The sequence below is a fragment of the Nocardia sp. NPDC019395 genome (genome assembly GCF_040632335.1).
Classification (GTDB): Bacteria; Actinomycetota; Actinomycetes; order Mycobacteriales; family Mycobacteriaceae; genus Nocardia.
In genome coordinates, this window is the sequence record NZ_JBEYBT010000009.1 from 142645 (window position 1) to 156910 (window position 14266).

The window sequence follows — 14266 nt, forward strand, 5'->3', positions numbered from 1 at the left end:
GGCACCGCGCACACAGCCATCGCCGGACCGGCACTCACCCGGTTCGGCGATTGTTCAACGGTCACGCCGTACAGTCGCAAGGTCACCAAGTGGATTCGGTGACCTCAGCACTACGACCGGAGGATTTCTCACGTTGCTCGACGTCGGTGAACGTCATCTCCGGTTCTTCGGCCGCCGTATTCTCGACCTGCGCGTCGAACGCTTCACGTTCGGCCGAACCCGGTGCGGCACTGGATACTTCCGGAGCCACGGGCATCTCGAATTCGGGCATCCCCTCGAACATATCCGACAGCTTGGGCCGTTCGGCTCGCTCACCGAGTAACGGCTGCGCCAACTCCTGCGCTCGGCGGTTGACCGCTTCGGACGCTTTCTGTGCAGCCTCGGTCATCGCCTCGGCGATCTCGCCGTAGCTCAATTCAGCGATGTCGTCGGCGAACTCCGTCTTGATCACCACGCTGTTCGCGTTCACGGTGACGGTCACCTTCTTGTCCCGCACCGATGCGGTCGCGGTCAGCCGGGCACGCTCCTGTTGTAGTTGCGCGACCAGCTTCATCTGCCGCTGGTAACTCTCGATCGCCGCGGCTTCCGCAGCGGATTGTTGCGAGGTCATCGACTCAGACCGATCGCCGGAAATTCTCGCTGGACGTGTGATCGGTTCCGCGCAACGCGGTGCTCGCGCCCCTGCTTCCGCCGATCCCTTCGCTATACCGATCGAACGATACGGATACGGTGTGGACAGCCTCACCGGCCGAGACGCACTTCTTCTTGAAACCCCGGTCACCGTCTGTGAACTGGTGCCCGAAGTGGTCGTCACCGCATGCCGTGGTGAGGTTGCCCATGATATCCGCCGAGCGATCGCCGATCTTGCCGAAATCACGGCGGAGATCGTCGAGTAGCCGGGCTGCCGACTCCAAGCCGTCGAGATCGGCTTGAACTTTTCGTGTTTCTCCAGACATTGCGTTACCGCCCTCGTAGACCTTCATGCGGTGTCACCGTCATGCTGTCGCTCCCTGGCGCTCCTGGAAACGCTGCTCGAACCCCTTCACGAAGGTGGTGGGAGCAACCGACGATGACGAATGTTCCAGCACTCCGTCGTCCGCGATGTAGAAGATGGCGCGCCCGATCGCGATCTCTCCGCGCGGCACCGGCACGTACACCATCCAGCCACAGCTGAAACGGTCGGCGACCAATTGGTCCAACGGGTACCCGGTGGTGTCCAGACCACGACTCTCGACATAGGTGCGGACCCGGAAGACGGCCTCTTCCTCCGGCATCTCCTGCGGCAGCGAGGCCACCACACCGGCCAGGGTGAGCTGGTACATCGCACCGTCGATATCGAATCGGTCGTCCGCGAACAGCACCTCCAGGGTTTCCCTGGTGACCACACCGACCTCGGCGGCCGACACCAGAGCCGCGGCGGCAGCACGCTGTTCGGCGCTCGGCGGCTGCGCGGCCAATCCGGCGACGATACCGACCACGGTATCCGCGGTCCACACACCGGGGACAGCGGTCGCGCACTGCTCGGCGGCCGGCGATTCGGCCCGATACCAGCGGCCGCCCTCCCACCAGTAGACGAACGACATCAAGCCGGTCGCCGCACGCGGATTCAGCACGGGGTTGGCAACCCATTCCGGGGCACCCGCGTAGAAGTCCGGCATCGCGGCACCGTCGTTATAGGCGGCGTCCAGATTCGGCGACTCCCACACGCCACCGGACAGCACCGCCTTGCCACCCGGAAGCGAATACAGGGTGCTACCACCACGCCGCGAACTCTCGAACCACCCCATCGACGGCAGCACACGCGGCCCCCAGTCCGATCCCGCGGCCACGAACGCCGCGGAAACGACTGCCCACCGCGCCCACATCTCCGGAAAATCGGGGAACTCGTTCTCCGCCAGCACCGGCCATACCTTCGCGGCCTTATCCGCCCGCGCGGCGGTGGCGGCGTCCTGCGGGGTCCGGGTCTGGCGATCGCCGTGACCGATATAGGCGGCCAGCCACACCGGCAGCGTTTCGCGCGGATATTCCTCCAGGTCGGCGCGATAGGCCTGCGGGTCGAACAGCTGCCCCTCCGGGAACGGTTCGTCACCGAAGTCGTAGTCGACCTCGAACTCACCCGCGGAACTCAACCGCACCAGCAACCGCCACCACGGCTCACCGTCGAGCTCCGCGACCAGCGCCCGCTGCTCGCGCACCTGTTCCAGCACCGGCGCCGGCGGTTCGGTCCGCATGGTCCGGCCCTCACCGGTATAGACGACCTCGGCGATCCCGGTCGACGTGGTCAGTACGAATACCGCGTCGAGCTGCTGCCATCCGGACGGGCCGACCTCGCCCAGCGCATCGGCGATCCCGCGCGCCAGCACCCTGTCCCGGCTCTCGGCAACGGTGTCCTCGCCCAGTTCAGCGGCACTTTCGGGTTCGGCAGGACCGTCCGGCGACAGACTGAACCCGATATCGGGCGCCTTGTCATCGTCGTTGCCCGCACCGGGCTTTCCGCTGCTCTGGTCGCTCACAGTCCACTTCCACCGATCCCCGAATTGCGTTCGCCTTGAATTTTGACACCCTCACGACGACATCCCACTTGTGGGAAGCCCAGAACTCGGACGCACAGTCACCGGTCGCTTGAAGCGATCGACTGACCGCCGCAGCCTCGGCGCACGATCGCGACCGTTATCAGACCCCGCGCGTCGCAGCCTGTCACTGACTGCTCGAGCAGTGCGAAGCATCACGCGGTATCTTCCTCGACCGCAGATCTGGCACAACCGCGGTCTGCTGGAACGAATCGCCGCCGTCCGGCGGCGCAACAGCACGGACGGGATCTGGCCGGACCAGGTGACCTTCGAGTACTAGGTCCCACACCGCCAACCACCGCCGGGGCCGGCCGCGCATTGGCACGCGACGACAGGAGGTAGGCGGTCTCCTTCAAGGCTTCGTATTCGCGCAGGCTGATCACGACCGCGGGTTCTCGACCTCCGGATCGCGTGATGATGACTTCGTCATCGTCCTCGGTAGCGGCATCGAGGACCGCCGCGAAGTTGTCCCGAGCCTCGGTGGCGTTCCTTGCACGCATTGGATCTCCTTGTCAGCAGCCACCACCGTCCTACACATTCCGTACAGAATCCCGTACGGAAAACCTGAGGGGTCGCGGCCGGGCGATCGAGGCGCTGCGGCGGGGGCCGAACCCGAAGTCTGACCGTCCGGCCAACGGCCGTCGGCGCGGCGTGCGATCGCAGTCGCGATCAGCTCCCGGGCACTGCGGCCTGTCACCGACTCGTTCGCCAACACATCGAACGCCCGACCGTACTGCGCGACCTCCAGCGCCCCCTGACAGTCGCACGCGCGTTCTACCGGAAGGTGAACTGCAGTTCCGATCAACCGGAGACTCGCGTACGCGAGATCGTGGGCAAGGGCCGCGCGAGCGAGCCCGGGAAGCGCGGCGACACACTACCTACCGAATCCCTCGCGCGACGCTCGGGTGCGCCCGAAACACATCAAACCAGCCAGCTATTGCGCCGGTAGTAGTCGGCCTCGTCGTCACCATCGTCGTCTATCGGTGCGACGATATTGTTCCTGCGACGGGCGGCCGCGGAGCGCGCGATTGCTTCGCGTGTATCCAGTTCGCCGACTGGCACCGGCTGGGCTGGGAACCCACCCCCATCACCCGGTTGCACGGGTATTCCGCCGCCTCCAGCCTGCGGCGGAGCCGCGTCGTGCTGCCTGCGCAATTCCTCGTTCCGCAGCCGCTGAATCTCGTTCTCCCGCAGTCGGAACGACTCCACCTCGTGCTGTCGCCCGGTCGGGGACGCCTGCTCATTGCCCTGTCGGCCCTCCTCGGCCGCGCGCTCCGCCATCTCTTGCTGAAACTGTCGCATTTCGGCCGCTACCTGCTCGGCTCGCTCGCGACTCCGCGCTTCGCGCTGAGCCTTCGCCTCCGTCATCCGCGCCACCATCTGCTCGGAGTACCGACGGCATTCCTCGCCGATCCGTTCGACTTCGCTCGCCATATCTACCTCACCGATCGCGCCCGGGAGCCATTACCGTATTCCTGCCCGGTGATCACAGCGGACCTGCCTCGGCCAATTGGGCACCGGTGTCCACCGGTGGCGCGGGAGGAGGAGCCGGCGCCTCTGGATCGAGGGACTCGTCTTCCGGTTCCGGTGGCGGCGGATAGTTCTGCGGCTGATGCTCTCCGTCTTCCTGCGGCCTCCCGGCCGGAGCGCCCGGAACTCCGGCGGGTTGACCGGCGGGCTGCTGGTTCTCGGTTTCCGGTGGCGCCTCGCCGGTTGGGTTCTCGCCGACGATGGACGGCTTACCGTCCGGGCCGATTTCGACCTTGTAGGTCACCGGCTCACCATCGGGACTGTCCACCACAAGTTTCAACTGACCGTCGGAACCCACTTCGAGTTTGTAGTTCTGACCGTTGAACTCGACACCCTTGTCACTGTCGGCATCCGGTTTGCCGTCACCGTCCGCGTCTTTATCCGGTTTGCCGTCACCATCGAGATCCTTGTCGGGCTCGCCGTCACCGTCGGCGTCCTGGTCCGGGACCCCGTCACCGTCCAGATCCTTGTCGGGCTCATCGTCGCCATCAGGATCGAGGACGTTCTCGGCTTGTTCCCGGAGTTGTTCGAGCGTGCTGGTGATCTGCTGACTCGCCGAACTCACCAAACCGTTCAGCCCTTCGGTCAACTGGGTGCCTATACCCGACGAAGCAAGCTGTGTACCCAACGCGGCAACCGTTGACAGTGGGTTGTCGGCGCTGGGAGTGGTTGTCGACGGTGTGGTGGGTGTCGATGGAGTCCCCGGAGTCGACGGAGTCCCTGGGGTCGATGGAGTCCCCGGGGTCGTGGGGGTTCCGGTACCGGTGGGCTGCCCGGTTGTGGTCCCGGCCGGGTTAGTGGTCTGCGGTGTCTGCCCAACCTTTGGGCAGGGATACTTGGTCGCGTTCAAACCCTGGAATGCCTTCACCAGCTCGTCATAGATATGTCCCACCTGCTTATTGGATTCGTTGCACGCATTCACGAATTCGGTGATATTCGATTCGTACTCTGTCCTGAATGGGTTATTGAGCCATTCGATACAGCGATTCCTCATTTTGACGGCCTTATTATGAAGGTCTACGTCGTTAGCGTGCCGGGAGTCCCCGTCTTTCCCCGCTCCCCCGGACGAGTCGAGCCCTTCTCCCGTCACATCGGACCACTCGAGCGAGGAGGCAGTGAACTTACATTCGGGAAATATTCTGTTGACCTTGTCCAGCAAAGAGTCCCCGAACCAATCGGTGGTGGTCTTATCGAAGCCTTTGGCGAAGGTTATTATACTGTCGATATCGTCAGGGGTCTTACCGTCGACCTCTATTTCTTCACCTGTCAAAATCCCTTTGGCGGCTTCAGATTTTATTGAAACCGCCTCGCGCAGGGCTTGCTGTGCAGAATCCATATTCTCATAGACCCTACGCACAATGGCGAGATCGGCCTGCGCCAACCGGGTTTGCGTCGCAAGCATAGTCGAGGCCTTGGTCGCTGCCTCGCCCCACCACACCGAGGGTAGGTTATTCGCAAATGTAGTCTGCTGGTTGAGCTCGTTGGCGACCTTCTCCAGTACAGCCTTCAATGCATCCGCGGAGTCGCGGAACGGCTGATCTTTCAAACCATTCTGCTGATAAAAAAGTGAATGGAGTTCATTGTACGACTTGAATTCAGGCGGCTTCGCGTCACCGACCCACCGTAGATAGCGCACCTCGAGGATCTCGAAATACCGCAGTGCCCGCGATCCGAACTCGAGGATTTCGGTACATGTCCAAGTCTGCACGGTCAGCTCGCAGCCTGCTGAGTGCCGACGGCATTTTCCTGGTCCACAGTCGATATCTCCAGTACCGTCTGTCCCATCGCGTCACCGGAGAGTTGGGTGGCCTCGGACCAATCGTTCAACCAAGCCTGCACAGTCTCTAGTCCGGCGTGGATGTTATCGCCTTGCGTCTTGTACGCGAACCCGGTGTCGGCGGATCCGACCATATGGTCGACGACGCTCCCGACCTGCCCTTTGACCACACCGGCGCTGGTACGCATATCATTTGCCATCTTCGTCAGGGCGGGGCCATCCATCCCGACCGACTGATCACCCGTACTCATGGGTCTCCCCTCCGTCCTGCCCGCCCCTCCCGGGAGCTCCCCGATCGGCCCTGCGGCGCTCTGCTGCTATCTGATTCGACGCGCCCGCCCGAGTTCCGGTTCCACCCGACCCCGAACGTTCCGTACTTGCCTATTCCCCCACTGTCCCCTGATCCGTCTGCCGCCATTCGCCGGTGCCGTCCGGGTTGCGGTGGTACTCCCAGGCAGCGTAGTCGCCGTCGTTCTCCACCACACTCAGTTGGTCGGCGTAGCCGTCGAGATCGGAGTCCGTCCAGACGCTCATCGAGTCCGAACTCGAGGTGGTGAACGTGTCGAGGATGCCGTCGCCGTCCAGGTCCTGGGTGGGGGGTTCCATCTCCACCGCGCCGAGGTCGTCCAGCGACGAGGTGGTGTCGAAGCCCGGCATTCCGAGACCTGGGAACTCTCCGGATGTCGGCATGGGTCCTCCTGAGTTCCATAAGTCGGCGGCGATACAGGTTTTCGCCCATCTTTCCATCCCGGCCGACAGAACGCAGCCCCCGGGACGACACAGCGCGGCCCCGTTCCCATACGGGAACGGGGCCTGGTAGCGGCTCGTGGAAAGCCGGAAGTTTGCCGGGCGCGATCAGCGTTTCGGCATCATCAGCCACAGCACCAGGTAGATCACGAACTGCGGGCCAGGCAGGATGCAGGACAGGACGAAGAGCAGGCGGACGATTCCGGAGCTCCAGCCCAGGTATTCGGCGATACCGCCGCAGACTCCGCCGACCCACTTGTCGGTGGTGGAGCGAGTGAAGCGGCGTGCGGGGGCGGTCATGGTGGTCCTTTCGGTAACGGGGACTACACAGTCCACTATCCGCACACCGGGAGAACCCCGCATCGGTAGCGATACCGACCCCGACCCTGATCTTTCACCGCTCCCGGCTCAGGGTCGGACCCTGAGCCGGGGAGTTGTGATCAGACCGCGGCGACCAGTTTCGCGAGGTCGTCGGCGAGTTTCTGGGCCTGGTCGTTGTCGGTGGCTTCCACCATGACCCGGACCAGCTGTTCGGTCCCGCTGGGGCGCAGCAGGATTCGACCGGTGTCACCGAGCAGAACCTCGGCCGCACGCACCGCTTCGAGGATTCCGGTATCGGCGGTGACGGCGGCCTTGTCCAGGACCGGTACGTTCACCAGCACCTGCGGCACCTTCTGCACCACATTCGCCAACTCCGCCAGCGGTTTTCCGGTCGCGGACATCCGGGCCATCAGTTGCAGACCGGTCAGGATTCCGTCGCCGGTGGTGCCGAAGCCCGGGAAGACCACGTGGCCGGATTGTTCACCACCCAGTGTGTAGCCGCCGCTGCGCAGTTCTTCCAGTACGTAGCGGTCGCCGACACCGGTGGTGCGCACGGTGATACCGGCCGCGCGCATGGCGATATGCAGTCCGAGGTTGCTCATCACGGTGGCGACGAGGGTGCTCTCGGCCAGCGTTCCGGCTTCGTGCATACCGAGGGCGAGAATCGCCATGATCGCGTCACCGTCGACGGGATTGCCGTCGGCGTCCACGGCCAGGCAGCGATCGGCGTCGCCGTCGTGGGCGAGGCCCAGATCCGCGCCGTGCTCGCGGACCGCGCGCTGCACCTGTTCGATATGGGTGGACCCCACCCCGTCGTTGATATTCAGCCCGTCGGGTTCGGCGTTGATCGCGATGACCTGCGCACCGGCCTCCCGGTAGGCGGCCGGCCCGACCTCCGACGCGGCGCCGTGAGCGCAGTCCACGACCACGGTCAGACCGTTGAGGTCGCGGCCGGTGACCTCGGTCAGATGCTCGATATAGCGTTCGTGGGTCCCGCCGACACTGAACTGATCGGGCATATCGAACCCGGGCTGCCGGGAACCCGATGCGCCGAGTACCCGCCCGATACCGGCACCGGTCGGCCGGGTGAAGTCGCCGGAGGTGGCCTTGGCCTCGATACGGTCCTCGACGGCGTCCTCGAGTTTGTGCCCGCCCGCGGCGAAGATCTTGATCCCGTTGTCCGGCATGGGATTGTGCGAGGCGGAGATCATGACGCCGAGGCTGGCGTCATAGAGGGCGGTCAGATACGCGACAGCCGGTGTCGGCAGCACACCGACCGGTAACACATCCATCCCGGCGGCGGTGAGCCCCGCGGTCACCGCGGCCTCCAGCATTTCGCCGCTGGCGCGCGGGTCCCGGCCCACCACCGCGACATTGCGGCGACCGGACCGAACCTCGGTACCCAATACCTGCGCGGCCGCCCCCGCGATCCGCAACGCCAGTTCCGGGCTCAACGAATCATTGGCCAGCCCGCGTACTCCGTCGGTGCCGAACAAACGTCCCATACCTTGCCCCTCATCAGTGAGTCCACAGCGTGCGACGAACCCTGCCGGAAACACCTTCGAGACGGCCGGCCGACGAACACCGCGGTACATATAGCACGAGAGCAGGCCACCAGACTGCGGCTGGCTGCCTGCTCTCGATATCGACACCGGCCCGCCCACCCGCATACCGCGAGCAGACGGCCGGTATCGGTGATATCAGCGCTTCGAGTACTGCGGCGCTTTACGGGCCTTCTTGAGGCCGTACTTCTTGCGCTCGGTGGCACGCGGGTCACGGGTGAGGAACCCGGCACGCTTGAGCGCGGGACGGTCGTCGGGGTTCGCGACGATCAACGCGCGGGCGATGGCCAGGCGCAGGGCGCCGGCCTGCCCGGAGGGGCCGCCGCCGTGCAGACGCGCGAACACATCGAAGGATTCGAGGCGCTCGACGGTGACCTGCGCGGACTTCACCAGCTGCTGGTGCACCTTGTTCGGGAAGTAGTCCTCGATCGTGCGGCCGTTCAGCACGAAGTTGCCGGTGCCAGGCACCAGGCGAACCCGGACCACGGCCTCTTTACGACGGCCGACGGTCTGGACCGGGCGGTCCAGCGGGGCCGCGAACTCGACGAATTCGGCGTCGTCTTCGTAGACCACACCTTCGTCCAGAACCTCGGCGGCAGCATCTTCGACGACGGCCTCGTCGTATTCGGTGAATTCCTCGGGAGCGGTCACTGGGCCACCTGCTTGATCTCGAACGGAACGGGCTGCTGGGCGGCGTGCGGATGATTCGGGCCCGCGTACACCTTCAGCTTGCCGGCGATGGCATTGCCGAGCTTGTTCTTGGGGATCATGCCCTTGATCGCCTTCTCCACCAGACGGTCGGGGCGGGTATCCAGCACCTCACCGACAGTGCGGGACTTGAGGCCACCGGGATGCCCGGAGTGGTGGTAGATGCGCTTGCCGTCGCGCTTGTTACCGCTGATGGCAACCTTGTCGGCGTTGATGATGATGACGAAATCGCCACCGTCCATATGCGGAGCGTAGGTCGGCTTGTGCTTGCCACGCAGCAGAGTCGCTGCTTGAACGGCAAGACGGCCGAGCACTACGTCAGTGGCGTCGATGACGTACCACTTACGGGTCACGTCACCCGCCTTCGGGCTGTACGTCGGCACAGTTTTTCCCTGTCTGTCGTCGATGCTGCCGGCCAAGTATGCGGTCGAGGTGTTCCCGGCGGCCGGTTGAGACCCGGGCCTCGGTGTTCCGCACACCAGCGGACCACGATACCAGCCGGGCGGCGGCAACCGGAAACCGCCGGTGACCGGCTCAGATATCGATCGGCGGACCGGGGTCGGTGACCCCGGGCAGGCCGGGCACCAGGTAGCGCAAGGTGTCGATCCCCGACCGGCCGCATTCGCCGGCACCCGGCTCGGAAGATTCCGGAGCCTGCCCTGACTCGCCCGCCTCGGGGGCCGGCTCGCGGGCATAGAGCGGCTGACCCGGAAGCTCGGTGCCGGGTCCGGCCGCGGCAGGGGGCTCCACCAGGACGCGGGGCATCGGCACACAAGCCGCGGCACTGTGCGATACCGCCGCCGCCTCGGGACTCTGTGTCACCGATCGGACGACGACACCGGCCGGGCCGGGATGCGCCTGCGCGGTCCCCGCCCCGCCGGCGGCCCAGGTCGCGGCGGCGACGAGCGCCGCCAGACCGACCACGGCATGCGCGCCGAACAGGTTGTCCTTCATCTTGTTCCAGATCTTGCCCTTGCCCCGGTCGTCGTCCGGCTCGGCCTCGGGCCGGGATCCACCGTCCGCGGGCCCGGCCGGGTGCGGACGCGGACCCGGCTGTCCGACGGGTGGTGACTGCGGCGCCGGCTGGCTGCCGGTGTGCGGGTCGGGCGCGCGGTTGAACCGGCCGGGCGGGCCGCTGATCGGGGGTGGCAGTTCACCGCGGGCGTCGCCGGGACGGAACTGCCCGGGCCGCGGCGGTTCCTGACCCGGCCGCGCCGGAGGCGGTACCGGCGGATTCGTCATCGCCCGGTCGGGACCTGCGGACGGGTGCGGACCACGACCACCCGCGGAAGGATTCTGCGTGGGCGCCGGTGCCGGATTCCGGGCCGGACCGGACTCGTCCCTTCGGCTGGGTGCCGCGTAGTTCGGCCCCCCTCCACCGGTGGGCGGTGCGGGATGCGGATACGGCCCCGGATCTTCCTCCTCGTCGTCCTCGTTCTCGCTGACCAGCAGATGCGTGGCGCCGAGAACGAGGGCGTGCATGGGATGCTCGGCCTTTTTCAGCCGCTGTCCGAGGTGGTTGCGGAACGCGAACCGCAGTGTTTCGTTGAACACCACCTGCCCGGCCAGCAGCACCGTCGAATTGTCCGCGCCGATCGCGCGTGCCGCGGCCATCACCTCGATCACCGTATCGTCGGCGACCCGCGGGTCGCGGGTGGATTCCGGGTCGATCGGCACATATACCGATTCCGTGGGCCGTTCCTCGTCACCGTGTACCGCGACGACCAGGATATCGGCGCGACCGTCGACCACCTGGCCGTCGAAATGGACCGCGGTCGCGCCCAGCCCGTCGGGCAGCCGATGATCGGGCGCGCGGACCAGGCCCAGGGCGCGCACATAGCCGGACAGGGCGATGGATTCCGGGATCGGCTCGACCTCGACGTCGAGTTGCTCGACCAGCCGGGCATAGGCCTCGATCTTCGGCTCCGGCCAATCATCCGGATACGGCAGCGCCACCACATCGGGCTTGCCGCGCAGATGGGACCCGATCGCGGCCAGCGGGTTGTAGAGGCGGGCCCGGAAGACCAGCTCCGCGGGCCAGGTGGCCCCGGCGATCACGATCTGGGGGTGACCGAGTATCTCCCGGACATCGGGGATAGCCATCCCCAGATCGGGCCGTTGCCTACCCGCTCCGGCCGTGAAGAGCTTGCCCGAAGCATCGGCCAGCAAATAGGCGGGTGGGTTGTAGCTTCCCTCGACCTGTACCGGGCGGATGGGCACGCCGGATCCGCCCGCAGCCACGGACACCACATCCCACCCGAGGTGTACCGCACCAACTCGCACCATCACAGGCATCAGTGTGCCTGGTGTGCGGTCGTCGCGCTCGCCGCCCCCGGCGACCAGCGGCGCAGGGGGCGGATGCGGCCGGTCAACGGTCTCATCTCGCGGACTTCTTGAGCCGCAAGCGGGTCCAGGTGAGCAAGGCGATCACCACTGTGAGGACCACCACCATGCCGATGTCCAGGAACCAGGCACCACGCGTATGTTCCCAGAACCCGTCCTGTTGCGCCTGTAAGAACAGTTCCCGGACATCCACCGTGGACGCGGCCGCGGCATAGCCCCACCGCGACGGAAAAATCCAGGTGGCCTGTTCCAGGCCCATCCGATCGGTGACCGGGATCATCCCGCCGGCCATCACCAGCAGGCCCATGATCGCCACCGCGAGCAACGGCATCACCTGCTCGCTGGAGCGGGCCAGACTCGACAGCAGCAACCCGAGCACCACACAGGACACCGCGGTGGCCGCGATATCGATGTACAGCTCGGCGCCGCCCAGCGCCAGAACCGACCCCTCCTGCGGCCGCTTCTTGCCCAGCAGTACGAAGCCGACCAGTACCGCCGACTGCAGCAGCGCGGCAAGGCCGAACACCATGACCTTCGAACTCAGATAGGCACCGGACCGCAGCCCGACAGCGCGTTCCCGGATGAAGATCGTGCGTTCCCCGACCAGATCTCGCACGGTCAGCGTGGAGCCCATGAAACAGGCCCCCAGGATGAGGACCACCAGCAGCATCTGCGGTTCCGAATCACCGTTGGGTACGAAAGACCCGTCCTCGAGCTGGACCAATGGTGGCCGCCCGAATCCGTTGCTACCGGGTACCAGCAGGGACAAGCCGCCGAGTACGAACGGCAGCAACAGCAGGAAGGTCAGGTAACCGCGGTCGGCGAGGATCAACCGCAGCTGCCGCCGGGCCAGCGTGGAGAACTGTTTCCAGGCGCCCGACTGCGGCGGCGAACCCCCGCCACTCTGGCGGGCCACGGGGGGTGGCGGCGGCGGTAGCGCGGCCTGCCGGGATCGATAGTGGGCGAACGCCGCATCCGGGTTGGCCGCGACATCGGCGAAGATCTTGGCCCAATCGCTGGTTCCGAGGGCGGATTCGACACCTGCCGGGTTACCCGCGTAGGCGGTCTTCCCGCCGGGGGCCAGCAGCACCACCTGATCGCACATATCCAGGCAGGCCACCGAATGAGTGACCACGATGACCACGCGCCCGGCGTCGGCCAGTTCGCGCAACATCATCATGACCTGCCGGTCCAGCGCCGGATCCAGGCCGGAGGTCGGTTCGTCCAGGATCAGCAGCGAGGGACCGGTGAGCAGTTCCAGCGCCACCGAGGCCCGTTTGCGCTGACCACCCGAGAGCCGGTCCACCCGGGTATCCGCGTGCTCGGTGAGCGACAGTTCCCGCAGCACCCCGTCGATGACCTGCCGGCGATCGGCTTTCGAAGAGTCCGGCGGCAGCCGCAGTTCGGCCGCGAAGCCGAGCGCCTGGCGCACGGTGAGCTGCCGGTGCAGGACGTCGTCCTGCGGAACCATGCCGATTCGTGAACGCAGCGCCTCGTACTCGCCGTGCAGATCGCGGCCCTCGAAGGTGACCCGCCCGCCCGACGGCTGGGTGCTGCCGGCGATCAGCCGGGACAGCGTGGACTTCCCGGCACCGGAGGGTCCGATCAGCGCGGTGAGGGACCCGCGCCCCGCCTGCATGTTCACATCGACGAGCAACTGCTTGTTGCCTTCGACGGTGAACCCGACCCCGTGCACGGTCAGCCCTTGTTCGGCGACGGGGCGCTGCCGGTGGACCAGGGCGCCCTGCTGAACCTCGAAATCGATATTGGCGATGGTGATGATGTCGCGTTCGCGCAGAACCGTGCGCTGCTGGCGGACACCGTTGACGAAGGTTCCGTTGGCCGAGCCGAGATCCTCGAGGACCAGGCCCTCGGAGCCGCCGACGAGACGGGCATGTTTACGCGAAGCCAGCGGATCGTTGACCACGATCTGGTTGTCCGAGGTGCGCCCGATGGCCAGACCACCCGGCGGGATCCGGTCGGCACGAGCCACCGGCCCCTCGCTGACCCGGTGCCGAACCGGCGGTACGGCCGCCACGCTCGCCTTCGCGGTCATATTCACATTCGCCGGTTGTGGCTGCTGACCGGCTGCGCCGGGTGGCGACCATCCGGGCTGTCCTCCGCTCGGCGGCCACTGCTGTTGCGGCTGGTGCGGCGGGCGCTGCGCGGGCGGCTGCTCGGCACTCGACCGGCTGGGTATTCCGACCGGCGGAACCTGGGCCTGCGGGGCGGACTGCGGTCGCTGCGGTGGCTGTTGCGGCGGTTGCCACTGCTGTCCGGACGGATACTGCTGCTGGCCCGACGGATACGGCTGTTGCGGAACGGGCGGCCGCTGGGCCGGGGGCTGCTGCGCTGGGGGCTGTTGCGCTTGGGGCTGCTGTTGCTGTGGAACTCCGGACGGAACCAGCCAGAGCAACGGCCCGCTGATCGCGTCGCCGAGCCGGACCTGCGTGGGCCGGTCGACCGGGACGGGCCCCCCGAGCCGGCGAGCGTCGACGAACACACCGTTGGTGCTGCCGTTGTCGGTGAGCACCCAGGCTCCCGACTGCCAGGCCAGTATCGCGTGGACCCGCGAAACCAGCGGACTGTCGACGAACAGCGTCACCTCGGGCGCACGGCCCAGGGTGATCTGCTGATTCGAATCGAAGACACGTTCGGTTCCATCATGGCGCACCGTGATAGTGCGCACCCCCGGTGCAGACATGCAG

General features: G+C 66.2%; 14 protein-coding genes and 1 pseudogene. 1 reads left to right on the plus strand and 14 read right to left on the minus strand.

The genetic code is table 11. From position 1 onward, the window contains the following. Positions 1–82: 82 nt before the first annotated feature. From ABZ827_RS20730 to ABZ827_RS20740, 3 genes are read right to left on the minus strand one after another with little or no spacing between them, the layout of a single operon-like run. Positions 83–610 (minus strand): YbaB/EbfC family nucleoid-associated protein, encoded by a 528-nt coding sequence (locus ABZ827_RS20730; protein ID WP_357238843.1) that lies wholly within the window; start codon positions 608–610, stop codon positions 83–85. 4 nt (positions 611–614) lie between these two features. Continuing rightward, complete coding sequence (locus tag ABZ827_RS20735; RefSeq protein ID WP_357238845.1) at positions 615–983, minus strand: hypothetical protein; 369 nt, start codon at positions 981–983, stop codon at positions 615–617. A 12-nt stretch (positions 984–995) separates the two neighbouring features. Then, a complete protein-coding gene (locus ABZ827_RS20740) occupies positions 996–2513 on the minus strand; it encodes a hypothetical protein (RefSeq protein WP_357238847.1) in 1518 nt (505 codons plus the stop codon). A 202-nt stretch (positions 2514–2715) separates the two neighbouring features. On the opposite strand from ABZ827_RS20740, the gene ABZ827_RS20745 reads away from it, so the two are divergent. Next, a complete protein-coding gene (locus tag ABZ827_RS20745) occupies positions 2716–2850 on the plus strand; it encodes a hypothetical protein (RefSeq protein WP_357239005.1) in 135 nt (44 codons plus the stop codon). A gap of 40 nt (positions 2851–2890) precedes the next feature. On the opposite strand, the pseudogene ABZ827_RS20750 reads toward ABZ827_RS20745, so the two are convergent. The 11 genes and pseudogenes from ABZ827_RS20750 to ABZ827_RS20800 form a co-directional block, all read right to left on the minus strand. After that, positions 2891–3070, minus strand: a pseudogene (locus tag ABZ827_RS20750) (type II toxin-antitoxin system Phd/YefM family antitoxin); the annotation flags it as partial. A gap of 421 nt (positions 3071–3491) precedes the next feature. Further along, on the minus strand, positions 3492–4004 hold the full coding sequence (locus tag ABZ827_RS20755) for a hypothetical protein (RefSeq protein WP_357238849.1): 513 nt from the start codon (positions 4002–4004) through the stop codon (positions 3492–3494). Positions 4005–4056: 52 nt separating this feature from the next. Beyond that, positions 4057–5808, minus strand: a complete 1752-nt coding sequence (locus tag ABZ827_RS20760; protein WP_357238851.1) for a hypothetical protein — start codon at positions 5806–5808, stop codon at positions 4057–4059. 2 nt (positions 5809–5810) lie between these two features. After that, the gene (locus tag ABZ827_RS20765) at positions 5811–6128 is read right to left on the minus strand and encodes a hypothetical protein (RefSeq protein ID WP_357238853.1); all 318 of its coding nucleotides are present in this window, start codon (positions 6126–6128) and stop codon (positions 5811–5813) included. 130 nt (positions 6129–6258) lie between these two features. Next, on the minus strand, positions 6259–6567 hold the full coding sequence (locus ABZ827_RS20770) for a DUF6802 family protein (protein ID WP_357238854.1): 309 nt from the start codon (positions 6565–6567) through the stop codon (positions 6259–6261). Between the two features lie 165 nt (positions 6568–6732). After that, the gene (locus ABZ827_RS20775; protein ID WP_357238856.1) at positions 6733–6924 is read right to left on the minus strand and encodes a PspC domain-containing protein; all 192 of its coding nucleotides are present in this window, start codon (positions 6922–6924) and stop codon (positions 6733–6735) included. Between the two features lie 140 nt (positions 6925–7064). Further along, positions 7065–8450 (minus strand): phosphoglucosamine mutase, encoded by a 1386-nt coding sequence (glmM, locus tag ABZ827_RS20780; RefSeq protein ID WP_357238858.1) that lies wholly within the window; start codon positions 8448–8450, stop codon positions 7065–7067. Positions 8451–8645: 195 nt separating this feature from the next. Beyond that, positions 8646–9092: a 30S ribosomal protein S9 gene (gene rpsI / locus ABZ827_RS20785; RefSeq protein WP_357238991.1), complete on the minus strand. Its 447-nt coding sequence runs from the start codon at positions 9090–9092 to the stop codon at positions 8646–8648. Positions 9093–9154: 62 nt separating this feature from the next. Beyond that, positions 9155–9598 carry a 50S ribosomal protein L13 gene (gene rplM / locus ABZ827_RS20790; protein WP_357238859.1) on the minus strand — a complete coding sequence of 148 codons (444 nt, stop codon included), beginning with the start codon at positions 9596–9598 and terminating at the stop codon, positions 9155–9157. 151 nt (positions 9599–9749) lie between these two features. Beyond that, positions 9750–11501, minus strand: coding sequence for a hypothetical protein (locus ABZ827_RS20795; protein WP_357238994.1), 1752 nt, complete (start codon positions 11499–11501; stop codon positions 9750–9752). Between the two features lie 91 nt (positions 11502–11592). Then, positions 11593–14262 carry an FHA domain-containing protein gene (locus tag ABZ827_RS20800; protein WP_357238861.1) on the minus strand — a complete coding sequence of 890 codons (2670 nt, stop codon included), beginning with the start codon at positions 14260–14262 and terminating at the stop codon, positions 11593–11595. Positions 14263–14266 lie beyond the last annotated feature (4 nt).

What these genes read in the sequence shown, in the direction of transcription:
- ABZ827_RS20765 (WP_357238853.1), bottom strand. Translation starts at nt 6,128, where the DNA reads ATGAGTACGGGTGATCAGTCGGTCGGGATGGATGGCCCCGCCCTGACG.
- ABZ827_RS20800 (WP_357238861.1), bottom strand. Translation starts at nt 14,262, where the DNA reads ATGTCTGCACCGGGGGTGCGCACTATCACGGTGCGCCATGATGGAACC.
- ABZ827_RS20770 (WP_357238854.1), bottom strand. Translation starts at nt 6,567, where the DNA reads ATGCCGACATCCGGAGAGTTCCCAGGTCTCGGAATGCCGGGCTTCGAC.
- ABZ827_RS20775 (WP_357238856.1), bottom strand. Translation starts at nt 6,924, where the DNA reads ATGACCGCCCCCGCACGCCGCTTCACTCGCTCCACCACCGACAAGTGG.
- ABZ827_RS20730 (WP_357238843.1), bottom strand. Translation starts at nt 610, where the DNA reads ATGACCTCGCAACAATCCGCTGCGGAAGCCGCGGCGATCGAGAGTTAC.
- ABZ827_RS20735 (WP_357238845.1), bottom strand. Translation starts at nt 983, where the DNA reads ATGAAGGTCTACGAGGGCGGTAACGCAATGTCTGGAGAAACACGAAAA.
- ABZ827_RS20795 (WP_357238994.1), bottom strand. Translation starts at nt 11,501, where the DNA reads ATGGTGCGAGTTGGTGCGGTACACCTCGGGTGGGATGTGGTGTCCGTG.
- ABZ827_RS20755 (WP_357238849.1), bottom strand. Translation starts at nt 4,004, where the DNA reads ATGGCGAGCGAAGTCGAACGGATCGGCGAGGAATGCCGTCGGTACTCC.
- glmM (WP_357238858.1), bottom strand. Translation starts at nt 8,450, where the DNA reads ATGGGACGTTTGTTCGGCACCGACGGAGTACGCGGGCTGGCCAATGAT.